Origin of the sequence: Bacteroides ilei (assembly GCF_900128495.1) — a bacterium.
In the GTDB taxonomy this organism is placed as follows: domain Bacteria; phylum Bacteroidota; class Bacteroidia; order Bacteroidales; family Bacteroidaceae; genus Phocaeicola; species Phocaeicola ilei.
This window is the reverse complement of sequence record NZ_LT635801.1, coordinates 846,485-870,954: the sequence shown is the minus strand read 5'-3', so window position 1 is coordinate 870,954 and position 24,470 is coordinate 846,485. Positions and strand designations below refer to the sequence as shown.

The following is a 24,470-nucleotide window of genomic DNA, read 5'->3' as shown; positions in this document are numbered from 1 at the left end:
TTCTTCAATCGGAAACAAGGATTCCGGTATTTCCATATAATAATATTACTCTATGACAGTTACCAAAAAAGAATTGCGCCGTTATATTGCAACACAGAAAAAAGCTTATACACAGAAAGAGCTGGAAGAATATTCCAGCCAACTCCTGCAACAGATAGAACAGCTCGACAGATTCCGTCAGGCGACTTCCATCCTGCTCTACTATTCACTCCCCGACGAAGTGCAGACCCAAAAATTCATAGATAAATGGAGCCGTGAAAAAGAAATCATTCTTCCGGTAGTCAAAGGAAATGAACTGGAACTGCGGAAATATACGGGAAAAGATAACCTCACAAAAGGCAGTTTTGGGATAGAAGAACCCGGAGGAGAACCTCTTTCCGATTATGGAAGGATAGATCTGGCACTCATACCCGGAGTCGGCTTCGATGCCCAAGGGAACCGTTTGGGAAGAGGAAAAGGATACTACGACCGCCTACTCCCCAAACTGAAAGCATACAAAATAGGGATCTGTTTCCAGTTTCAGGTACAGGAATATATCCCCGCCGAACCGTTTGACATGGTAATGGATGAAGTTTGGAGTGAAAAGGGACGAATCAGTAAAATACAATTTTGACTATAACCTGTGCCCCCACCCTGGCATTCAAGTTTCTCAACAATACCTCCCTGCTCATCATCAGCTCCTGACGTAGAACAGACGACGACAATTGTACATAAAGAGTCTGGTTCTTTATATACAGATTGGTTGTATAACGGTAAATGGCAGGACCGACCACATCTTTCCATGCGTCAATCAACCTGTATTCATTCAACGGAGTCTCCAGTCCTTCCTGACGGAGAAGCCGGCGGATCACATCACCTATATGTTCCGTATTATCACGTTTCATGCTTCAATTTCCTGTATACGTTCATGAACTACACCGTCGGTAACTTCAAAAACTTTATAATCACCATCAATCTTCTTCAGAATCTTGTCCAGATGATCCCGGTTGGTATCCGTAACAAAAATCTGACCAAAGCTGTCACCCGCCACCAGCTTGACAATCTGTTCCACACGCGAAGCGTCAAGTTTGTCGAAAATATCATCCAGCAAAACAATCGGAGTAGTCCGGCTTCCCGTCCGTTTCAAGAACTCGAATTGAGCCAGCTTCAATGCAATCAGATAAGTCTTGTTCTGCCCCTGAGACCCTTCCCGCTTGATTGGGAACTCACCTAATTCCATTACCAAATCATCCTTATGAATCCCTTTGGTTGAATATCCCAAAATACGGTCACGCTGGCGTGATTCCTTCAACAGATCCAGCAAACCTCCACGTTCGGCATGTGACTCATAACGAAGACTGACTTCCTCCTGATCCTGAGATATATAAGAATAGTACGACTGGAACACAGGGATAAATTCATCAATAAATGCACGACGTTTATGATACACAATCTCACCGCTGGCAGCCATCATTTCCTCCCATACCGTCATCAATTCCTCCTCAGGCTCCATATCCGCCTTCAGCAAAGTATTACGCTGCAAAAGTGCCTTGTTATAGCGGATCAAGGCATCCAGATACTCCCGGTCAAACTGAGAAATCACCACATCCATGAAACGGCGGCGTTCCTCACTCCCCCCAGCAATCAACCAGGAATCGGCAGGAGAAACCATCACCAACGGAATCAGACCGATATGGTCCGACAAACGGCTGTATTCCTTTTTATTACGTTTGAACTGTTTCTTCTGACGCCTTTTCAAACCACAATAGACTTCTTCCGGATCACCCTGATCCGTTTCGTAAAAGCCCTGCAAAACAAAAAAATCACGCTCATGAAGAATATTTTGGGAATCTATCGGATTAGTGGCGCTTTTACAGAATGAAAGATAATAGACCGCATCCATCAGATTAGTCTTTCCCATACCATTTTTACCTATAATACAGTTCATTTTAGGAGAAAAACTCAGTTCCGCCTGTTCCAGATTCTTATAGTTCAATATTGAAATGCGTTTCAACCACATAAACAAAATCTTAATTTGAGACTACAAAAATAGCAATAAAAGCAGGATAGCTAAAAAAACATGCTTTCAAATTTCGTTTATAACTATAAATAAATTACTTTTGCTGACCGAAAAGTTTCACTCAAGAAATAATAAATACTAATATAAAATGGCAGAACAAAAACACACTCATGATCCATTGAATGTAGACGAAGCACTCTCTGCTTCAGAATCATTCCTTTTTAAGTACAAAAACGTTTTGATCGGTATCGTAGTAGCAATCGTAGTGATTGTTCTGGGTACATTCGGTTACAGACATTTCATCAGTGAACCTAATGAACAAAAGGCTTCCGAAGCCCTCTTCAAAGGTGAAGCATATTTCGGCAATGACCAGTATGAAATAGCATTGAAAGGTGATAGCCTTGGTTACAAGGGATTCTTGAAAATAGCAGACGAATTTAGCAGTACCGACGCCGGAAACTTAGCCAATGCCTATGCAGGACTTTGTTACGCTCAATTGGGGAAATATGAAGAAGCCCTGAAATACCTGGACAAATTCAGTGCAGACGACTACATGGTTTCTCCGGCAATTTTGGGCACTATGGGTAATTGTTATGCAGAATTGGGACAACTGGACAAAGCTGCAGCCACACTGCTGAAAGCTGCTGATAAAGCAGACAGCCAGTCATTGAGTCCGCTGTATCTGCTTCAGGCAGGACAAATTCTGGAAAAACAAGGCAAAAATGCCGAAGCAGTTGAAGCCTACACCAAAATTAAGAATAAATACGGAAATTCCATGCAGGCTTACGATATTGACAGATATATTGAACGTGCGTCAATTAAATAATAAAGGAGACCTTGCAATAATCAGGATCAGACTTTAAAAAAATTGAGCAAACGAAGAATCTTGTAATCTTCCTTTTGTGTAGGTCACGCAAAAGCATTTTACCGGATTCTTCGTTTTTTTATACCGCTATTTACATTTACAATAAAGACATTAATCCATTAAAAATTATTCATTATGGCAACAGCATTTCATAACCTCTCCGATTACGATTTCAATTCAGTTCCAGACGCTTCACAGATGCGCTTTGGTATCGTCGTTTCCGAATGGAACCATAATATTACCGGCCCGTTGCTGGAAGGTGCGGTAAAGACATTAAAAAGACATGGTGCAAAGGATGAAAATATTCTGGTGGCCACTGTGCCTGGCAGTTTCGAGTTGACCTTCGGATCTGCACAGATGATAAAAAGCGGTAAAGTAGATGCAGTCATTGCTTTAGGCTGTGTAGTCCGCGGTGACACTCCCCATTTTGATTATGTCTGCGCCGGAACAACCCAAGGTATAGCCCAGCTGAACGCAACTACTGACACTCCAGTCATTTACGGCCTGATTACCACCAACAACATGGAACAGGCAGAAGAACGTTCGGGAGGAAGACTTGGAAACAAAGGAGACGAATGTGCAGTTACTGCAATAAAAATGATTGATTTTGCTTGCAGATTAAAAAAATAGTTGTACCTTTGCATCGCAATTGAGAAAAGCACTGGCAATAGTGATAATATCAAAAGCGAACGGGCAAATACCAGAGTGGCCAAATGGGGCAGACTGTAAATCTGCTGGCTTACGCCTTCGGTGGTTCGAATCCATCTTTGCCCACTTTCCTGCGGAAGTAGCTCAGTCGATAGAGCATTAGCCTTCCAAGCTGAGGGTCGCGGGTTTGAGTCCCGTCTTCCGCTCTTATTTTGAACGGGCAAGTACCAGAGTGGCCAAATGGGGCAGACTGTAAATCTGCTGGCTTACGCCTTCGGTGGTTCGAATCCATCCTTGCCCACTTTCCTGCGGAAGTAGCTCAGTCGATAGAGCATTAGCCTTCCAAGCTGAGGGTCGCGGGTTTGAGTCCCGTCTTCCGCTCCATAAAGATCATGTATACTTTTATACATGGTCTTTTTTATTTATCCTCACAATCCTTCATGTTACATTTTTCACATCAATTATCCAAGCTGTAGGAAATAAAGTCCATGCCCGTTTATGTTATAAAGCACAAATGTACGATTCTTTTCTATATTTTGTAATATGAACAAACATAGGAGTTACTTTATGGACAATAAATGTTACATGCGGGGTAACTAAAAAAATACACTTTAATGTAATTTTGGAGTCGAAATTTTAAGGAGATGGATTGTTTTATAAATATTTTTTAATATTTTTTTACAACCTTCTAATTCTTAGAAAAGTAACAATAATATCTGTGTTTTTAATTGACATTTCAAAGGGAACAAACGCCACCCTTTAAAAAATCCAGCATTTAAAAACAAGATATTACATAATAATAAATATAAAAACTAATACTTGGCAAAACATTAAATATCATCAATCAAATAAGTCTATCAACTATAGCAGTCAGTTGTATAAGTCATTCAAAAAAACAGCTGGAATATAGCATAGATTTCAATTAGATTAAATTATTAATACGTATGTAAATTCTAATCATATAACAATAATATAACCTATGAAAAACTCTTTTAAATTACGCCCTATCGGGTTACTTTTATTGTTCTGTATGATTCCATTATGGGCATTATCGCAGAACATTACGGTAAAAGGTACCGTTAAAGATGGAAATGGAGAATCTATTATTGGAGCCAGTGTGCTTCAAAAAGGGACAACCAATGGTACCATCACAGATTTTGATGGTAATTTTAATCTAAATGTCCCCTCGCAATCAACACTCGTTATATCATTTGTCGGATATAAGACACAAGAAATTCCAGTAGCCGGAAAAACTACACTGAACGTTACATTGACAGAAGATACACAAATGCTGGATAATGTAGTAGTAGTAGGTTATGGTACACAAAAGAAAGAGGATTTGACTTCTGCTATTTCAACATTAAGCCCGACCGAAGTATTGAAATCGCCGGGTGGTATTACTGATGCATTACAAGGAAGTACCGCAGGTGTCAACGTATCAGGAGGTAAGATCCGTATCCGTGGTACAGCTTCCATCACTGGTAGCACCGATCCGTTGTGGGTTGTAGATGGTATCATCGACGCTTCAGGAAATATTCCTAACGACAATGAAATCGAATCTATCCAAGTATTGAAAGACGCCGCTTCCTGTGCCATCTATGGTGTACGTGGTGCTAATGGTGTTATCGTAGTCACTACTAAGAAAGGTGCAGAAGGAAAACCGAAAGTCAATTTCAACGCATACGCCGGTTTCGGATCTAACACAAATAAAGTAGACATGCTGAATCCATACGATTATGCAGTATATGTAAACGAACTTTATTATAATTCTTCTGATGCCGCTTCTATTGCTAACGGCTCATGGAATAAAGTCGTTCCGACAGGAGTTGCCAATCCTAGTAACCCGTTGGGTAGAACCGACTGGTGGGATGAATATTTCTGCAATACGAATTACCAGAAATATGACCTGTCTGTAAGTGGCGGTAGCCAATACGCCAACTATCGTATCGGTGCTACCCACGCCGACAATGATGACCAGATGCATAAAGAAGATATTAAAGCAGACAACATCTATGCAAACGTACAAGGTACAGTAGGACGCTTCACTTACGGAGGACGTATCTTTGCCAGCAACAGCAGAACAAGAGGCTTCAGTGGAGCTTCTCTGATGAACATGATGTTGACTCCGTCAAACCTTCCGGTATATAACGAAGACGGTTCACTCTTCCTTACCGGTAACAACGGTCGTGATGGAAACGATATGGTCAACCAGGTATGGTTCCTGAAAAATCAAAAGCTCCGCAACAATTCAATCACAGGATTAGGAAGTATATTCGGTGAAATCAAAATCTTCGACTGGTTGAAATACCGTCTGACATACACTTACTCATTTGCAAGAAACAACGATGCAACCATTGTTCCGGAACATGACTTGGGAACAGCAAACGGAAAACAGGCATACAACACACAAACAACCACAAAAGGTGGTAGCGGACATCAGATCATTGAAAACCTGTTGACTTTCGACAAGACATTCAATGGTGGTCATAACCTGTCAGGTGTATTGGGTATCGTATCAGAATCATTCGACGGATGGTCAACACAGAATGCAGGACAAAGCAATGAATATGCAGATTTCGGTCAGGAAAGCCGTTATCCGGATTATCAGACAATCGTAAGTTCACAATACAATGAAGCATACTATTCATACCTTGCCAGAGTCATGTACTCATACAACAGCAAGTATATGATTACAGCCAACTTCCGTGCTGATAAATCTTCCAAGTTCAAAGATGGTAACCGTTGGGGATATTTCCCATCATTCTCTGCCGGATGGAGAATCAGTGAAGAACCATGGATGAAAGAAGCTACATCAGGATGGATCGACAATTTGAAGATCCGTGCTACATTAGGATGGATCGGTAGTGCCAATGCCGTAGGTAGATATGACTACCAGTCAGTAGTTGAAAGCGATAACCGATATTATACATTCGGACCGAACCAGATCAATCCGGAAGGTACCGCTTCTAACGCTCCAGCTCCTTTGATTGAAAACTTCGCTAACCCTGATCTGTCATGGGAAACAACAAGAGATGCCGGTGTCGGTTTCGATTTGGATATGTTCAACAACAAGTTCAGTCTGGTATTCGACTATTATAACCGTAAGACCACAGATATGTTGCTGGCTGTACAGCTGCCTAAATCTACCGGTAATATCAACTCTGTATATATGAATATCGGTAGCATGAAGAACTGGGGTATCGAAATCGCCGCAACCTATCGTGAAAAGATCGGTGACGTCAATCTGACCATTTCACCTAACTTCTCTTTCTATCGCAACGAAGTTACCAGCTTGGGAAGTAACGCTTCATTAGCCGGAGGTTCTTGTAGCACCGGTAACGTAACAATGACTGTAGTAGGACAACCGGTTGCCCAGTTCTGGGGATATAAGACCGACGGTTTGTTCCGTACCAATGAAGAAGCTGCCAACTACGTCAACGAAAAGGGTGAACGCCTCCAGCCTTCTGCTCAGGCAGGTGACCTCAAATATGTAGATACAAACCATGACGGACAGATTACAGATGATGATAAGACATTCATCGGGTCTTCATTGCCCGACTGTTCTTTAGGTCTGAACATTACAGCCGAATACAAAGGTTTCGACTTCTCAATGTTGTGGCAAGGTGACTTCGGAAACCAGATCTACAACAACTGGAAGACTGAACTTATGGGCGGATATGCAGCCAAGAACCAGATGACCGACATGAACAACCGTTTCCGTGCTGAAGATGTAACCTTCACAACTGCAGGTGGCGAAACCATTACATTACCGGCCAATACCAATACCAACATACCACGTGCCGTATTGAACGACCCTAACGGTAACCACACTATGGCTTCAGACTACTTCATCGAAAACGGTTCTTATTTCCGTTGCAACCGTATCACATTGGGATATACATTCGACAAGAGCCTGATTTCAAAAGCCCACATCGAATCTTTACGTCTGTATGTAGGTGTCAAGAATCCGTTCACTATCACCGGTTATTCTATGTTCGATCCACAAGTACCTAACAATGGTTCTACATTGAACCGTGGAGTTGACGGAGCATTCTACTACTCTGGAGATACATACTGGGCTAACCGCGAATTCTTTGCCGGATTACAATTGACGTTTTAAATGACAATAAAATATTTTGACTATTATGAAACACATTAAAACATATATAGGTATTTGCTTAGGATCTGTATTATTGTCCTTAAGTTCCTGCCAGCCAGAAATGGATTTCGACAATCCTGCAGCAGATAGTGAAAACAGCTATTACAATACGCAAGAACACCTTATCTATGCAGTAAACGGAGCATATAACATCCTTCAAAGAGCAGGAGGATGGGCTCGTTGGATGCCGTTCATGCTTAACGCCCGTAGTGATGAATACGCTTTTACAAGTGGTGCCGCAGCCGGAGAACCGGAAACAGCCAGATTGTCACAATATAACGTAAACGCCGACCTTGGAAGTATGTCAACCACATATCAGGATATGTATGTGCTGCAATATGCCGCCAACCTGGCATTGGAAAAAATCGAAGCGAACCCGAACGGCGTCTTCAATCTTGACAATCCAGATGACAAGAAACTGTACGACCGTCTGAGAGGTGAAGCAATCTTCCTCCGCGGCTTGAGCCGGTTCTATCTGGTATATTTCTGGGGAGATGAAATTCCAGACCGTGACTATGTAACTACAGGCGGCGATGACTATCTGTTACCGCCTGCCCAACCTGGACAAATCTATCAGCGCATGATACAGGACTTCAAAGATGCATCCGAACTCCTGACCGAATGGAACTATGAAGGAACTGAAGATGAAGGACGTGCAACCAAAGGTTCTGCACTTGCCTTCCTGGCTAAAGCATACATGGCCCGTCCGATCCTCGATGGTACAGCAAAAGCCGGTGATGCTGATTGGGCTGCAGCAAAGGAAGTTCTGTCACAGATCATCAATTCAGGAAAATATTCATTGGTAGACAACTACCGTGACAACGCTACTGAAGATAACGAAAACAACTCTGAATCTCTGTTTGAAGTACAGTTCTGCCAAAGTGTTGAAACCGGTGGATTCAACCCGGCCGCTCCCGGTGATATCAACAGCTGGGTTGTAACTGGACAGAACACTATCCGTGAACTTGAAATGAGTGCTCCGAACTCTACAGAATCTGCCAGATGGTGGAACGGACAGCCTTCACTTGCCCTGTACAACGAATTTGAACGTGACGCCGACGGGAATATCATAGACCCACGTGCTTATCTGGGACTGTATATACCTGGAGGTTGCCGCTTCCTTGGAAAATCAGGAAACTGGTTGCCTTATGAACAACTGTTCTCCGGTGATGTATTCGATGAATGGCAAGGTAAATGGTTCGGATGCCGTAAATATAGCTTGGATCAAGTCAGAACCAAGGAACAGAGTGGTATCAACGACCGTCTGATCCGTTACGCAGATATCCTGTTGATGTACGCTGAATGTTGTCTGGAAACAGGAGATGAAGCAACAGCAAAAGTCTACATCCAGAAAGTACGTAACCGTGCCAACAACAATACAGAAGCCTTTAACACAACAGAAGCCGATAAAGGTAACGCATACCTGAAAGGCGGTACATTGCCTACTGTAGACGAACTGCTGCAGAGCCATCCTGTTGTAGGTAGAGTTGTCAGCGAAAACGGTGACGTAATCTGCAAAGGTATGGAACTTAATACCGTACGTAGAATTCTGAAACACGAATATTCTGTAGAACTCTATTGGGAAGGCTGGCGCTTCTTTAATCTGATGCGCTGGTATAACAACCCGAATGATCCGGACCGTGAATCTGTATTGGACAACCTGAAGAACAAGAATGCTATCCAGGTTGAACAGACAAATCTGACAGGTACACAAACATTCAATTACGAACGTCATTTACGTGTACCTATTCCATCAACGGAATTGACAACCAATACCAACATGCACGGTAATTCGGCCAACTAATGTAATATTCAACTCTTTTTAGTACAGAAAGCTGTCTCAAAAGAAATGATGAGACAGCTTTCTTAGTATATACACAGAGCTTTTACAAAATTTGCGCAATTTCAAGACGCTTATGAAACAATTTTATTTCAGCCTACTCCTATTACTTGCCTGCACAGGAAAAGCCAACTCACAGAATCCGGTTATAAACAGTGATTTTACGGCTGATCCTACTGCAAGGGTATTCAACGGGAAGATATACATGTATCCGTCTCATGACATTAGGAATCCTGAAGACCCATCCGACGACTGGTTCTGCATGGCCGACTATCATGTATATTCTTCTGAAAATCTGACAGACTGGACCGATCACGGAATTATTCTGGAACAGAACAATATTCCATGGGTAGAACCGAATTCCTATTCCATGTGGGCTCCCGATTGTGTATACAAAGACGGGAAGTATTATTTCTTTTTTCCTTCAAAACCCAAAGACACGAAGGGATTCTCGGTCGGTGTCGCCGTTTCCGATCATCCCGAAGGGCCGTTTTTCCCCAACTGGAGACCGATCAAAGGAATTATGGGTATAGACCCTTGTGTTCTGGTCGACAAAGACGGATCGGCTTACATCTACTGGGCAGGAAACGGATTGAGAATGGCCAAACTTAAAGACAATATGAGGGAACTTGCCTCCGAACCGGTGGAAATACAAGGACTGCCCGAAGGATTCAAAGAAGGACCTTTCGTCTTTGAAAGAGCCGGAAAGTATTACCTCACATTTCCGTGGGTAAAAGATAAAACAGAAACCTTGGCCTATGCCATGGCAGATACCCCTACCGGACCGTTCAAGTTCAAAGGCATAATAATGGATGAATCCTCTACCGGATGCTGGACCAATCACCACTCTATCGTGGAATATAACGGACAGTGGTACCTGTTCTACCATCATAACGACTATTCACCCGAATTCGACAAGAACCGTTCTGCAAGGATAGATTCGCTCTTCTTTAATGCCGACGGAACCATCCGGAAAGTCAGACCGACATTACGAGGTGTAGGCATTACAGATGCACGCATGAAAATACAGATTGACAGATACAGTGAAACAAGTAAAAAAGGGGTTACAGTTTCCTTCCTCAATGAAAAGAACAAGTTTGAAGGTTGGAAATGTACATTCAATAAAACGAATTCCTGGTTAACATACAATAAGGTCGATTTCGGACAGAAACCGGTATCGGAAGTGAAGATGCGTATCAGGTCTGCCCAGGAAGGGAGTGTCAGGATCGAAACCTCCGGGAAAGAACTGGTAAGGGTCAACATTCCTGCCAGCAAGGACTGGAGTATCATCACGGCTCCTGTAACCGGAGCACCCACCGGCATCCATGATATCCGCCTGTCTCTCCTGAAAGGTTCTTCTGTAGAAATTGACTGGATCGGTTTCGATGCCGTACCATGGTCGGAAGGCGCTTTCAACACCCGGCAATACCGGAACTTCTTTGCCGAAATGGGATATTCACAAGAAGAAATCGATGCCAAGCTCAAAGAGGTTTTCAATGAAGTATTCTACGGCCCCAACAAAATCTATTTCGAGGTAGGCGATTCCATGGCATACATCAGTGACGTAAAGAATAACGATGTCCGTACGGAAGGCATGTCTTATGGTATGATGATAGCTGTCCAATTCGACAGAAAGGATATTTTCGACCGTCTCTGGCACTGGTGCAAGAAGTACATGCAGAATCCCGACGGCATGTTCAAAGGCTATTTTGCCTGGAGCTGCAAGACCGACGGCACACGCAACTCACAAGGTCCGGCATCCGACGGAGAACTGTATTACATCACTTCCCTCATCTTCGCTTCAAACAGGTGGGGAAACGATTCGGGAATCAACTATCTGGCAGAGGCGCAGTACATACTGGACTGTTCCATGCAGAAAACGGGAATGGACTTTGTCACACCGCTGATTGACCTCGAACATAAGCTGATCACATTTACCCCCACCCGATACGGAGCCAGCTTTACAGACCCTTCCTATCACCTGCCTGCATTCTATGAAGTATGGGCCAGATGGGCACAAGACGGCAGAAGCGGATTCTGGAAAGAATGTGCCGAACGTAGCCGTGAATACCTGCACAAAAGTATACATCCTGTAACCGGACTGAATCCGGACTATAACAATTACGACGGATCGTTGCTGGGTAATAAGGGTATCATAGGAGACGCTTTCAGATTCGATTCCTGGCGTGTCCCGATGAATATCGCACTGGACTACTCATGGTCATGCTCCGACAGAAAATGGCAGCAGGAATATGGCAACAAGATACAGAACTTCCTGTACGGAAAGGGACTCTATACATTCGATGACCAGTACAACGTAGACGGAACTCCGGTAAAGGAAATCCTGTTGGGCGGGAACCGTGAGGAATACAGGAAACTGCGCCATTCACTGGGACTTGTGGCTACTTCGGCAGCCGTATCACTGACCTGCACCGACACCCGATGCTATGAATTCGCCAAACAATTATGGGAAGCCAAACATGAACCGTACGATGACGGGTATTTCGACGCTTATTACGACGGACTGTTACGGCTGTTCGCATTCATGCATCTCAGCGGAAAGTACCAGATCATATTCCCGAAAGACTAATTTTCATTATATTTAACTTTAAACCTTATACCTTTAATTATGAAACTGATATCAACTATGCTCCTGACCGGCATGATAATGGCCGGCAGTTGCCTTCCGTCGTTAGCACAGAAGACATTCAAATTTGAAGGGAACCCTCTCATTACCGACAAGTTTACGGCAGATCCTGCCCCTATGGTACACAACAACAGACTGTATCTGTATGTAGGTCACGACGAATTCTACGAAGGCCAGGATACGGCTTCGGGAGGAAAAGAGTTCAACATAACCGAGTGGCTCTGTTATTCTACCGACGACATGAAAACATGGACCGACCACGGCTCCGTACTGAAACCGACAGATTTCAAATGGGCAGTAGGTGAAGCATGGGCTTCACAGGTTGTGGAACGGAACGGGAAATTCTACTACTACACGACAGTGCAGGCAGGAGAACCTTATACCGGAAAAGCGGTAGGAGTGGCAGTAAGCGATTCACCTACCGGACCGTTTGTAGATGCGATAGGGAAACCGTTGGTCAACGACAAAATGACATCGAACGGCAAACGTGGATGGTGGAACGACATTGACCCTACCGTACTGATAGACGATGACGGGACAGCCTGGCTGTGCTGGGGTAACGGAACCTGCTTCATCGCCAAACTGAAAGACAACATGATTGAACTGGACGGTGACATAATGGTTGCCGACCTGCCCCGGTATGTAGAAGGCCCCTGGCTGCATAAAAAAGACAATCATTATTACCTCACCTATGCCTCTATGGGAAAAGGACGCGAAAACATCTCATATGCCATGGCTTCACAGATGGGGAATAAATGGGACTACAAAGGAGAACTTACCGGTATGGCCGAAAACAGCTTTACCATTCACCCGGGAATCATTGAATTTAAAGGTAAATGGTACCTATTCTATCATAACGCCGTACTGACCATTGACGGACACAAAGGTGCCATCGGACGACGTTCCGTATGCTTCGACGAACTCTTCTATAACGAAGACGGAACCATGAAGCACGTAGAACAGAGCAAAAAAGAATAATCACTTCCCATTATTCCACTTCACAAGAATGGCTGCCTCATATCCTTCTTATCAGGAACGAGGCAGCCATTCTTTTTCATAGCCTTACAGGCCCGGATTATTGTTTCTGCAATTCCATACCCAACTGCAAGCCGTCATATTGGCCCAGCAATGAGTTGACAGAACTCAGTGTTGTAGAACTCTTTCCTACCGCATTGCCGATAGTCTGCGCCAGTGTCATCAGCTTGTCGGCATTGAACAGCAGACTCATATTATTGCCTGTCAACGGCCATGATACGGTAGCATTGAACTTCAGTCCCAGACGGGTCTTCATCTGAAGATCATTTGTTTCCGGGTCATAGGTATAAGTTCCGTTTGTCGTACGTCCGTTCGCAACAGAACTATAAGTACCATCCGAATTGAATGTAAAGGTACATCCTTCTGTAAAACCCAGTTTACTCAAGATATCCCCCATTTCGCCTTCAATCTTTTTTGAAGCCACTTCTCCCCCGGCCTTAGCCAGCAGATTGTCACTGGTAAACTTACAGTCAGGACCTGCATAAGTCCACGTACCTTCAACCGATTTTTTCCCGGTCAGACTGGTATTCCCGTCAGTCACTGCATTGACAACCCCTCCAAGAATGGACTTCCAGTCCTGGGCATCGGCCTCTGTACCTACAGTTAAGACGAAGCAGACTGCAAGTACCCACTTCCATATATTCATTTTTCTCATCTGTTGGTATGTATTAAAATAAATGGTCATTATATTCTAACAGGCCTTGAAACTCATGTCCAGACCTTTCACCGAATGAGTCAACGCACCTACCGATATGAAATCCACCCCACATTCGGCATAGTCGCGCAACGTATCGAAAGTAATGCCTCCCGAGGATTCCAGTTCTACACGTCCATTAACCATTTCCACCGCCTTACGGGTATCAGGAACCGAGAAATTGTCGAGCATGATACGGTCTACACCACCCAAGTCCAGAACCTGCTGCAACTCGTCGAAATTACGGACCTCAATCTCAATCTTCAGGTTCTTGCCTTTCGCCTTACAGTATTCACGGGCACGTGTAATCGCCTTGTCTATACCTCCGGCAAAATCCACATGATTGTCTTTCAGGAGAATCATGTCGAACAGACCGATACGATGGTTCACACCGCCACCTATCTTCACCGCCATCTTTTCCAGTACACGCATTCCCGGAGTTGTCTTACGGGTATCCAATACACGTGTCTTGGTACCTTCCAGACGTTTCACATATTTATTTGTCATGGTTGCAATACCACTCATACGCTGCATGATATTCAGCATCAGACGTTCTGTCTGTAACAGTGACTGTACCTTTCCTTCAACCACCATGGGCACATCACCCGGCTTCACATGGGCACCGTCCTGAATAAACACTTCCACTTTCATGGTCGGATCAAAACGGCGGAATACCTCCTTAGCCACCTCAATGCCTGCCAGAATTCCTTCTTCTTTTATCAGCAGCTTTGACTTACCCATGGCGTCGGCTGGAATGCACGACAAGGTAGTGTGGTCACCGTCTCCTATATCTTCCGCAAACGACAGATCAATTAACCGGTCTATCAGATCCTTAACAACTTTTTCGTCCATTTTATTCTTTATTTTATGTAAGTTATTTCAACGCAAAGGTAAGATTATTCCCTATCTTTGCAAAAATAAAATTCAAAATCAAGCAGATAAGCCCATGAAAATTACATTATTGGCCGTAGGCCGAACCGTAGAGAAACATTATATCACCGCTATCAACGACTATCTGGAACGGACCAAGCATTATATATCGTTCGACATGGAAATCATTCCGGAACTGAAAAACACCAAAAGCCTCAGCACCGACCAGCAGAAGGAAAAGGAAGGCGAACTGATACTGAAAGCCTTGCAACCCGGAGATGTAGTGGTACTGCTCGACGAACACGGAAAAGAATTCCGCTCGGTAGAGTTTGCTGCCTGGATAGAACGCAAGATGCATACCGTCAGCAAGCGTCTGGTATTCATTATCGGAGGGCCCTACGGATTCTCTCCCGCCGTCTATGCTGCTGCACAGGAAAAGATTTCACTCTCGAAAATGACTTTCTCCCACCAGATGATACGCCTCATATTCGTTGAACAGCTTTACCGTGCCATGACCATCCTGAACAACGGACCTTACCACCATGAATAAAGCTGGAAAGGACCGGTTTCTACTGTAACCTCATGAATTGACAGATGAACGCCTGCGTTTCATGCTGCGGACCACCGCTTTAAGGTCTGCCGGAACGCGGTATGACTCCACTATTTTCTGCAACGCTTTGTTATAGGTGTCATCGTCAAGAGAACTGTTCTTCAGGTAGTCCAGCGTACGGTCGGGGTATTTCACGAAGCAGACCGACAGAGCCCATGCTACGGCCATCTTCACATAATAGCCCTCATGACGGATACGGTCGTATTCCGTCAATAGCTCACCGACATACTCTTCATCAATGAAAAGCTGCATGGACATCACTGTACCGAAACGGATTTCATATTCCCCGGCAGCATGCATCCAGTATTTCAGATACTCCCACAAACGCTCCCGGTTATCTTCTATAAAACGTCTGCCTCCCCCGAACTTGAACGTGTCGCACACCGACCAGCTGTTGATGATATGTACAAAATCGGTTACACGGTTCAAATAGGCATCCACATCCTTACCGGGCCTGATGCATCCCAATACAAGCCCCTGAAGCATACGTTCTTCCATATAGAAAGTATCGGCTGTCGACAAGTACAGCTCCCAGTCACCCTTTGCTATCCGGGCCGCCAGTTTCCGCAGGTCGGGAATCCGGATTCCCAGAATATGTTCTACCCCAGGATGCAGGCTCTCGGTAAATTTCCGGTTACCGTTTTCAGCCAGTTCCAGCAGGACCTCTTTGATTGTCAGTCCGTCCATTAAAAATTCCTTCATTACCTCTAAATTGATAACTTCTTGCAAATATAGCCTCTAATCCATACCTACATGTTAGTATTTAACATCTTTTTTTACCTACAAATAGGTATTGACCGCCATTTTTCCCTCATATACCTTTGTATCAGTTAAAAATACTAAAAGCATAAGAAAAAAAATGAAGACAAAAACATTACTTTTCTCTTTTTGCATGGCGATGGGTACACAAGCCTTTGCCTCAAGCGACGGATTGCCAGTGGAAAACAATGACATCTCACGGCAAAATGGCCAGGAAAAGGAGCAGACCGTAGACAGAAGAAAACCTCGTCTGACGATAGGCGGTTACGGTGAGGCTGTCTATAGTCATAATTTCTATAGCGACAAATATACCCGCTATACAGCCAAAGATCCCAGTATTTATAAAGGAGAATCTCATGGACGGTTCGATCTTCCTCATGTAGTCATCTTTCTGGGGTATGACTTCGGAAAAGGATGGACCATGGGCAGCGAAATAGAATTCGAACATGGTGGAACCGAAAGTGCCATTGAAATTGAAGAAGAAGAAGCAGGTGAATACGAAAGCGAAATTGAACGCGGCGGGGAAGTAGCACTCGAACAATTCTGGATCCAGAAATCATTCTGTCCGGAATTCAACGTCAAAATGGGACACATCATTGTTCCTGTAGGAGGAACTAACCAGCATCACATGCCAACCGAATTCTTCGGAGTTTACCGTCCGGAAGGGGAAAACACCATCTTACCTTGTACTTGGCACGAGACAGGTATTAGTGTCTGGGGACAAAAAGGAGCATGGCGCTACGAAATTCTCCTTATACCGGGATTAGATTCGGAACGGTTCAACCGTCTGAACTGGATACAGGACGGAGCCGGAAGTCCATATGAATTCAAGATAGGCAATTCCGTAGCCGGGGCCTTCCGTATCGACAACTATTCCATTCCCGGGTTACGACTCTCTTTGAGCGGATACATCGGAAATTCATTCAACAATACTCTCAGTTCACAGAAAGACAGTGAGAAATACAGGAACGTGAAAGGTACAGTAGCTATCGGCGCATTCGACTTCTGCTACAACGCCCATAACTGGATTGTCAGAGGAAACTTCGACTACGGCCATCTAAACGATGCCGACAAGATTTCGGAAGTTAACAAGAACATGAGCCAGAATTCACCTTCCTCACACCAGAATGTGGCTGAAGCCGCCATTGCAGCCGGTGTGGAAGCCGGATATAACCTATTTTCCCAATTCGGAAAACTACATGAAAAAGGACAGAAACTGTACGTATTTGGCCGTTACGACTACTACGACTCCATGTATAAAACCAGCACACCGATCTACAAGTTCTGCGGACGTAACCGCATCGCTGCCGGAATCAATTACTATCCCATCAGGGACATTGTATTGAAAGGTGAATATTCCATCGGCTTGCTAAAGGATCCCTACAACAACGAGCCTGCCATATCTGTAGGAATTGCATATGCCGGATTCTTCAGCAGGTAAATCATGATTCCTATAAAAACAACATCATATTAACTATAAAACAATACAACAAATGAACAAGTTTTTAAAATTTCCGTTCTGCATGGCCGTGAGCGCCCTTATGACAGCAGGACTTGCAGCCTGCAGTGACAGTGATGATCCAGTAGATACTGGTTCAGACACTAAGAATACAGCATTGAAAGAAGCTATTATCCCCTATGTAGACAACAATGTTATAGCCACTTACAAGACTATGGCCGACGAAGCCATCGAAGTGAGCAAATACTGTGATTTGGTAAGGGATACTTGGGAAACCGACAAGGCACAGGCTACCGAATATAACAAACAAGCCTGTGAACACTGGAAAAAATCACGTGAAGCCTGGGAACTGAGCGAATCATTCCTGTTTGGAGCTGCCGGCGACTTTGACATTGACCCGCATATCGATTCATGGCCACTCGACCAAGTTGCCCTTGACAACCTGCTGAACAACCAGAGCATCATGAACCAGATAGGAGAAAGCGGCGGTGCCTATGTAAGCTCCAACCTGGGATACGGTCTTCTGGGATTCCATGCACTTGAATATATCCTGTTCCAACTCACTTCCGATAGCACAACTGAACCTAGAGACTTTACCAAAACCTACAATTATCCGAAACAGGTAGTAAACATTACACAAAACCACCTGATTTACATGGCTGCCGTAGCAGAAGACCTACGCAACCAATGTATCCGCCTGGAAGCTTTCTGGGCCGGTCTTGAAAACATTACATCCGAAAAACAGCAGATTCTGGAAGACGCCGAAATCAGTATATCATTCAATTACGGTGAAAGCATGAAGAACGCCGGAGCTGGCAGCAGCAAATACCAGAGTTTTACCCTGGCAGCACAGGAACTGATACAGGGATGTATCGACATCGTAGATGAAGTCGGAACACAGAAGATAGGACGCCCGAATAATGGAACAAGCGCCGATGACAAGAGTTACATTGAATCACCATATGCCCTGAACTCCATTGTCGATTTCGCAGACAATATCCGTAGCGTGAAAAACTCATATGAAGGTGTAGGCGATGACAAGTCGGTAAGTGACTACCTTGCAAGTGTGGATCCAGAAATAGACCAGGAAGTAAAGACAGCCATTGATGATGCCATCGCTAAGATAGAGCTTATCCCCGAACCGTTTGCATTGAATGCCACCGGAGCTGAAGCCGATGCCGCCATTGTTGCCTTAGAGACATTGTCGACGGCTTTGGACAAGGCTAACTCAACTCTCCTCAACAACTGAGACCCTCTTTTTTTACTATATTAATTCTATCATCAGTCATCCGGAATGGAACATACAGTTCCATGACCGGATGGTTGACTTTATCTAAATTTCTTAACACTTAGCACATCATATGAAGAAAATATATTTATTGGCCGGAGCACTACTGCTTACCATATGGCTCAGTTCGTGCAGTGATGACGAAAACGGCAACAGCGGAAATGACTCGGAAAACCAGACAACAGAAATGCCCGACTGGTACTATACAGGTGGACAATTAGGAACAGCCTATCTGGCGACCTCGAATGCCTTCGAACAACCGACTACACCGGTAGAAGAAAATGCGGAAATGACACAACGTTTCAAAAACGGAGAACAGCTTTTCGAAAAGATGTTCATGAGTACACACAGTGGAGTACGTTGCGGACTGGGTCCTACCTATGTACGCAGTTCTTGTATCCATTGCCACCCGGGATATGGACACGGCAAACGTAATCCCGCCGGTAGCTTCGAGACCAACTCTGTAGGAAATGGATGTCTACTGGTAGTCTATAACCCTGATAATGATGCCTATGTAACTTGGTTGGCCGGCATGCCACAAGGACATGCCGTTGAACCGTTCAAGGCTCCGCTGGATGAAAGCAAGGTCATCATTACTTGGAAAAAATATACCGACGAATGGGGCAACAAATTTCCCGACGGCGAGACCTATGATCTGGAGTATCCGGAAGTGACCATGAGTCCGGATGCTGTCTATGCCTACAACCAGGGAGCCATAAAAGATCTGGGAAACTATAAGGTCCTGCTGGAATCAACCATCGGCATTTACGGTACAGGACTGCTGGATGCCATCACCGACGATGACCTGAAAGCACAATACGCCAAAGAAGAACAAGACGGCTATCTGCCCAACGGAATCAACCCGGCTTTCTTCAAAAACGGAGAATGGGTGAAACTATATTCCAACCAAAAGGGAACCGATGTAAACCCTGATTTCGCCGACAAATATGAAGAACATCCTTACCGGTTTACCTATGCACTGAGCCGCGGCCCACTCATGGACGCTGCCGGTATCAACGCTTTATGGAACATTACGAACGTAACCCGCAGCAACCGCCGTTACCATTACGGTGACGCAGCCGGCAGTTACACCGTTGCTTCGGCAAACGATCCGGAAGTACAGGCGGGCTATCAGAAGTACATCGAACAGGTAGACCCCAACAAAAACCACCCTACCTGGCATGCAGGTAATTATGCCGACAAGGAAGAAGTGGCGGCAGCCATTACTGCCTATCTGAACTCCAAGGAACTGGATGTGGAAATGGACGATGAAGATTTTCTCGACTTTGCCGTATGGCACAGGGGACTGGCCGTTCCGGCTGCACGCAATGTAAATGATCCGGACGTTCTGAAAGGAAAAGAACTTTTCAGTCAGATAGGTTGTGCCTACTGCCATCGTCCATCATGGACTACCGGTGACGACAATTACTACGATCCTAACGGGTTCTTCAGTAAAGGAGACAGCCGGCTCCCCAAATACCCCAATCAGACCATCTGGCCGTATTCAGACATGGTACAACACAAGCTGTACATGGAAAACGATATCCGTACCGGTTGGTGCCGTACCACTCCACTATGGGGACGTGGACTTCACCAGATGTGTACCGGATCCGCTACGGCCGACCGTCTGCATGATAACCGTGCCCGTACTACCCTGGAAGCCATCATGTGGCACGGCAATGCGAAAAGTGACGCCCGCCACACCATAGAACAATTCCGTGAACTGTCTAAAGAAGAACGCGATGCTATAATCAAATTTATCGATTCCATCTGATCTTATATGTTATTATACAAATAGCCGGACAGCCCAATGCTGCCGACTATTTGTATCCATTATCTTTTCATACTACAAAATGAAATTTCCATTACCGAAACTGTTGCCGTTCGGCATTACTGGCATCATATTGGTGCTTATGATTACAGCCACTATTCTAGAAAAGATATACGGGACCGAATTCGTCACCCGACATATCTACCATTCTCCTATTTTCATCATGTTATGGGGAGCTACAGGGATAAGTGGCATATTCTACATATTATTCCGGAAAATGCAACACCATCCGGTAACCTTGTCTATCCACCTGGCACTGGCACTTATCCTGATCGGGGCACTGACATCGTTCCTTACCGGAAAACAAGGAAACATCCACCTGCGTACCGACGGCAAAGCCATGCAGGAATTCATTTCGGAAGAAGGTACGGCCGAAACACTTCCGTTCCATATCACCCTTGACGATTTCCACATCGGATACTATCCCGGCACTACCGCTCCGATGGACTATATCAGTGACGTGACTGTAACCGACGGGAACATCCGGCAAAAAGGGACAGTCTCCATGAATCATGTATACAAATACCGCCACTACCGTTTCTACCAGTCAGCCTACGATTCCGACAGTAAAGGCAGCATCCTTTCAGTCTCATACGACCCATACGGCATCGGGATCACCTATGCCGGCTATGCTTTGTTGGGCTGGAGCCTGATACTGTATTTCCTGGTTCCGCACAGCAGATTCCGTTCGTTGTTACACCATCCGCTCCTGCAGAAAGGAAGCCTCACATGTCTTCTCGCCTTAGGGAGCCTGAACCTGCAGGCTGTTTCCGGTCCCACCGATGTAACTCCACAAACCGTCCCTCTGGAGGTAGCCGAAACCTTCGGCGATCTTTATGTCTATTATAACGACCGGATCTGCCCCCTGCAGACACTGGCACGTGACTTCACTACCAAACTGTATGGTAAACCTGGCTATAAAGGACTGACAGCAGAACAGGTATTACTGGGATGGCTCTTCAACTACGACCGGTGGAAGACAGAACCTCTAATCCGTATCAAAGGAGAAGCGGCGAATGTATTGGGAATAAAAGGGAAATATGCCAGTTTGACCGATTTCGTAGATGGTAGAGGACTCAAATTGGAACAACCTCTCCAGCAGGAACAGCGTCTCAACACCCGCAGAAGCTTGGAGGAAGCCAATGAAAAGTTCAACCTTATCAGTATGGCAGCCACCGGAAGTCTGTTCCGTATCTATCCCTCCCGGGAAAAAGGAAACAGACAGCCTGTCTGGTACTCCATCAATGACAAACTGCCTGCCGATATCTCATCCGGAAAATGGCTTTTCATTCGCAGAAGCATGGACCTTACGGCCGAAGAAATCGCTCACGGAAGATATGGAAAAGCCGTGGAAATCATTCGAAAAATCAAGGAATACCAACAAAACGAAGCTGTCGGGATACTGCCTTCCGACACGCGTTTCAAAGCAGAAAAATTCTATAACCGACTGAACCATACAGACGTAGCTGCTATCATCTGTACTATCATCGGAATCCTCAGCTTTATCTGGACCGGACGAAGAATGAGCCGACACTCCTGTACTTCGGCTTCCGACCGGACCCTCAGGAACATCCTGCTCACATTGCTGGCGGCAATATGCCTTTACCTATGCCTGACCATCGGACTACGAGGATACGTCAGCGGCCATATCCCCCTCTCCAACGGATATGAGACCATGCAGTTCATGGCCCTCTTCAGTGTAATCATCACCTTCATTTTCCAACATAAATTCCGGTTGTTGCTCAGTTTCGGATATCTTATCTGCGGCCTGTCGCTTCTGGTTTCTATGTTCGGTGAAAGCAACCCGCCTGTCACACATCTGATACCTGTACTGCAATCGCCTCTGCTCAGTATCCATGTAATGTTCATCATGATTTCCTATTCCCTGCTGGCATTCATGATGATGAACGGCGTCATGGCCGAAATACTGCACCACGCCCGCCCGTCCGATTACATCACCGTTGAAAGACTTTGTCTGGTCAGCCGCTTACTGGTCTACCCTGCTGTAGCCTGTCTCACGGCAGGTATCTTCATCGGTGCCGTCTGGGCAAATGTTTCATGGGGACGTTACTGGGGATGGGACCCGAAAGAAGTATGGGCTCTGATCACGCTGCTTGTTTACGCAGCGGCTCTGCACACAGATTCTCTTTCGGCCTTCAGGCAACCGATGTTCTTCCACCGTTTTACCATCCTGGCATTTCTCTGTGTATTGATAACTTACTTCGGAGTCAATTTCTTTATGGGAGGCATGCACAGCTATGCCTGATGTCCAAAGATGAAGTTCTTTTTGAAAAATATCTTCATCTTTCATCCCAAAGAACTTCATGTATGAAGAAGTTTTCCTTCATCTTTAAGGATATTCGTCTTCATCTTCTCCGGAAAAGAACTTCATCTTTTTCAAGCTTACAGATTTAGACTCATAAAGAAACTTTGCACGCTAAAAAAATATCCTCTTCGGACGGAACAGATTCCACCCGAAGAGGATACACCCTATAGACTCCGGACGAACCGGACCTTTTCAATATCAATATACTTCTACCTTGGCTGCCAACGCCTTACATTTGTCGCGCAAAGCATCCAGGTCGCCGTCGTTCTTGTCGTAGCAAACTACCACACCCATACGGCGGTTTACACGGGTAAAAGGTTTGCCGAAGATACGCAGATACGTGTTCGGCTGTGAGCAGACCAGCTCTTCACCTCTATAACGGGGAGCCTCCTGGCTGGCAATCGGTGAAAGAATAACGGCACTGGCACCGATGTGCTCTTGTGTAATGCCCGGAATAGGCAGACCGAGAATAGCATACAGATGAAGTTCGAACTCGTTCAGGTTCTGTGTGTTGGCCAATGTAACCATACCGGTATCGTGCGGACGGGGAGAAAGTTCGGAGAAATAGACTCCGTTTTCATGGCTCAGGAAAAATTCCACTCCCCAGATACCGTAACCGGTCAGCGCTTCGGTTACCTTGGCTGCCATACGCTGCGCTTCGGCCAGATGTTCCGGAGCGATATGGGCCGGCTGGAAACTTTCACGGTAATCTCCTCCTTTCTGTACATGACCGATAGGCGGACAGAACAGAGTAGGACCGTTCTTCTGGGTAACCGTGAGCAGAGTAATTTCACTGTCGAACTTGATGAATTCCTCTACAATCAGTTCCTTGATATCGCCACGGCTTCCGTTACAGCCATATTCCCATGAATGTTCCAGATCTTCCGGACCTTTGGCTACCGACTGTCCCTTACCTGACGATGACATCAACGGCTTGATGACGCACGGGAAACCTACCTTGGCTGCTGCTTCCTTCAGCTCGTCCAATGACTTCGCATAATAATACTTCGCCGTCTTCAGTCCCAGTTCCTTGGCAGCCAAGTCACGGATTGCCTTCCGGTTCATGGTATAGTTTACGGCACGGGCACTTGGAACAACCTGAATGCCTTCCTTTTCCAGATGATAAAGCCGTTCGGTACGGATGGCCTCAATTTCCGGAACGATGATATCCGGATGGTATTTTTCTACCACACGGTCAAGGGCATCACCATCAAGCATGCTGAACACCTCACAGGCATCGGCCACCTGCATGGCAGGAGCACCTGCATATGAATCGCACGCAATCACATACTGACCCAGACGTTGGGCAGCAATTACAAATTCTTTTCCTAATTCGCCGGAACCCAGCAAAAGTATTTTCTTAGTCATATAGTTGTAAGATTAAATTTCCTTCTGGCAAAGATAACGATTTTATTTCGTTAAGAGCCAATTTCTCTTTTA

At 45.1% G+C, this 24,470-nt stretch carries 18 protein-coding genes and 4 tRNA genes; 16 read left to right on the top strand and 6 right to left on the bottom strand.

Going from position 1 to position 24,470, the window contains the following annotated elements; translation table 11 throughout:
- Positions 1-52: 52 nt before the first annotated feature.
- On the top strand, positions 53-613 hold the full coding sequence (locus tag BQ7489_RS03730; protein WP_072529983.1) for a 5-formyltetrahydrofolate cyclo-ligase: 561 nt from the start codon (positions 53-55) through the stop codon (positions 611-613).
- Here BQ7489_RS03730 and BQ7489_RS03725 read toward each other — a convergent pair.
- Together BQ7489_RS03725 and recF are read right to left on the bottom strand one after the other, a co-directional pair.
- On the bottom strand, positions 594-884 hold the full coding sequence (locus BQ7489_RS03725) for a DciA family protein (protein ID WP_072529982.1): 291 nt from the start codon (positions 882-884) through the stop codon (positions 594-596). The two genes, BQ7489_RS03730 and BQ7489_RS03725, sit on opposite strands and share 20 nt — an antisense overlap.
- Positions 881-1,999, bottom strand: coding sequence for a DNA replication/repair protein RecF (gene recF, locus BQ7489_RS03720; protein WP_072529981.1), 1,119 nt, complete (start codon positions 1,997-1,999; stop codon positions 881-883). Before recF ends, BQ7489_RS03725 begins: the two co-directional genes overlap by 4 nt.
- A gap of 148 nt (positions 2,000-2,147) precedes the next feature.
- Here recF and BQ7489_RS03715 point away from each other — a divergent pair, with 148 nt between their 5' ends.
- The 10 genes from BQ7489_RS03715 (at position 2,148) to BQ7489_RS03670 (ending at position 13,136) form a co-directional block, all read left to right on the top strand.
- Positions 2,148-2,825 (top strand): tetratricopeptide repeat protein, encoded by a 678-nt coding sequence (locus tag BQ7489_RS03715; RefSeq protein ID WP_072529980.1) that lies wholly within the window; start codon positions 2,148-2,150, stop codon positions 2,823-2,825.
- A 174-nt stretch (positions 2,826-2,999) separates the two neighbouring features.
- Entirely contained in the window at positions 3,000-3,494 is a 495-nt protein-coding gene (gene ribH, locus BQ7489_RS03710) for a 6,7-dimethyl-8-ribityllumazine synthase (RefSeq protein ID WP_072529979.1), read from the top strand.
- A 61-nt stretch (positions 3,495-3,555) separates the two neighbouring features.
- Positions 3,556-3,638, top strand: a tRNA-Tyr gene (locus tag BQ7489_RS03705).
- 7 nt (positions 3,639-3,645) lie between these two features.
- Positions 3,646-3,718 (top strand) — tRNA-Gly (locus BQ7489_RS03700).
- 12 nt (positions 3,719-3,730) lie between these two features.
- Positions 3,731-3,813: transfer RNA gene (locus BQ7489_RS03695), tRNA-Tyr, on the top strand.
- A gap of 7 nt (positions 3,814-3,820) precedes the next feature.
- A tRNA-Gly gene (locus BQ7489_RS03690) sits at positions 3,821-3,896 on the top strand.
- Positions 3,897-4,491: 595 nt separating this feature from the next.
- Positions 4,492-7,632: a SusC/RagA family TonB-linked outer membrane protein gene (locus tag BQ7489_RS03685; protein WP_072529978.1), complete on the top strand. Its 3,141-nt coding sequence runs from the start codon at positions 4,492-4,494 to the stop codon at positions 7,630-7,632.
- Positions 7,633-7,657: 25 nt separating this feature from the next.
- Positions 7,658-9,475 (top strand): RagB/SusD family nutrient uptake outer membrane protein, encoded by a 1,818-nt coding sequence (locus tag BQ7489_RS03680; RefSeq protein ID WP_083580450.1) that lies wholly within the window; start codon positions 7,658-7,660, stop codon positions 9,473-9,475.
- 112 nt (positions 9,476-9,587) lie between these two features.
- Complete coding sequence (locus tag BQ7489_RS03675; RefSeq protein ID WP_072529976.1) at positions 9,588-12,101, top strand: glycosyl hydrolase family 8; 2,514 nt, start codon at positions 9,588-9,590, stop codon at positions 12,099-12,101.
- 72 nt (positions 12,102-12,173) lie between these two features.
- Positions 12,174-13,136: a glycoside hydrolase family 43 protein gene (locus BQ7489_RS03670; protein ID WP_072532008.1), complete on the top strand. Its 963-nt coding sequence runs from the start codon at positions 12,174-12,176 to the stop codon at positions 13,134-13,136.
- A 97-nt stretch (positions 13,137-13,233) separates the two neighbouring features.
- Here the strand turns inward: BQ7489_RS03670 and BQ7489_RS03665 are convergent, their stop codons facing one another.
- Together BQ7489_RS03665 and nadC are read right to left on the bottom strand one after the other, a co-directional pair.
- Complete coding sequence (locus BQ7489_RS03665; protein WP_072532007.1) at positions 13,234-13,848, bottom strand: DUF4923 family protein; 615 nt, start codon at positions 13,846-13,848, stop codon at positions 13,234-13,236.
- A gap of 36 nt (positions 13,849-13,884) precedes the next feature.
- A complete protein-coding gene (gene nadC, locus BQ7489_RS03660; RefSeq protein ID WP_072529975.1) occupies positions 13,885-14,739 on the bottom strand; it encodes a carboxylating nicotinate-nucleotide diphosphorylase in 855 nt (284 codons plus the stop codon).
- A 94-nt stretch (positions 14,740-14,833) separates the two neighbouring features.
- On the opposite strand from nadC, the gene rlmH reads away from it, so the two are divergent.
- Positions 14,834-15,307: a 23S rRNA (pseudouridine(1915)-N(3))-methyltransferase RlmH gene (rlmH, locus tag BQ7489_RS03655; RefSeq protein WP_072529974.1), complete on the top strand. Its 474-nt coding sequence runs from the start codon at positions 14,834-14,836 to the stop codon at positions 15,305-15,307.
- Between the two features lie 30 nt (positions 15,308-15,337).
- Here rlmH and BQ7489_RS03650 read toward each other — a convergent pair whose 3' ends face one another.
- Entirely contained in the window at positions 15,338-16,069 is a 732-nt protein-coding gene (locus tag BQ7489_RS03650) for a DNA alkylation repair protein (protein WP_072529973.1), read from the bottom strand.
- Positions 16,070-16,226: 157 nt separating this feature from the next.
- Here BQ7489_RS03650 and BQ7489_RS03645 point away from each other — a divergent pair, with 157 nt between their 5' ends.
- From BQ7489_RS03645 to ccsA, 4 genes are all read left to right on the top strand, one after another.
- Positions 16,227-17,567, top strand: a complete 1,341-nt coding sequence (locus BQ7489_RS03645; protein WP_072529972.1) for a hypothetical protein — start codon at positions 16,227-16,229, stop codon at positions 17,565-17,567.
- Positions 17,568-17,619: 52 nt separating this feature from the next.
- On the top strand, positions 17,620-18,834 hold the full coding sequence (locus BQ7489_RS03640) for an imelysin family protein (protein WP_072529971.1): 1,215 nt from the start codon (positions 17,620-17,622) through the stop codon (positions 18,832-18,834).
- A 112-nt stretch (positions 18,835-18,946) separates the two neighbouring features.
- Positions 18,947-20,647 carry a di-heme oxidoredictase family protein gene (locus BQ7489_RS03635; RefSeq protein WP_072529970.1) on the top strand — a complete coding sequence of 567 codons (1,701 nt, stop codon included), beginning with the start codon at positions 18,947-18,949 and terminating at the stop codon, positions 20,645-20,647.
- Positions 20,648-20,726: 79 nt separating this feature from the next.
- Positions 20,727-22,970: a cytochrome c biogenesis protein CcsA gene (gene ccsA, locus BQ7489_RS17885; protein WP_072529969.1), complete on the top strand. Its 2,244-nt coding sequence runs from the start codon at positions 20,727-20,729 to the stop codon at positions 22,968-22,970.
- A 258-nt stretch (positions 22,971-23,228) separates the two neighbouring features.
- Here ccsA and purT read toward each other — a convergent pair whose 3' ends face one another.
- Complete coding sequence (purT, locus tag BQ7489_RS03625; protein ID WP_072529968.1) at positions 23,229-24,398, bottom strand: formate-dependent phosphoribosylglycinamide formyltransferase; 1,170 nt, start codon at positions 24,396-24,398, stop codon at positions 23,229-23,231.
- Between the last annotated feature and the right edge of the window lie 72 nt (positions 24,399-24,470).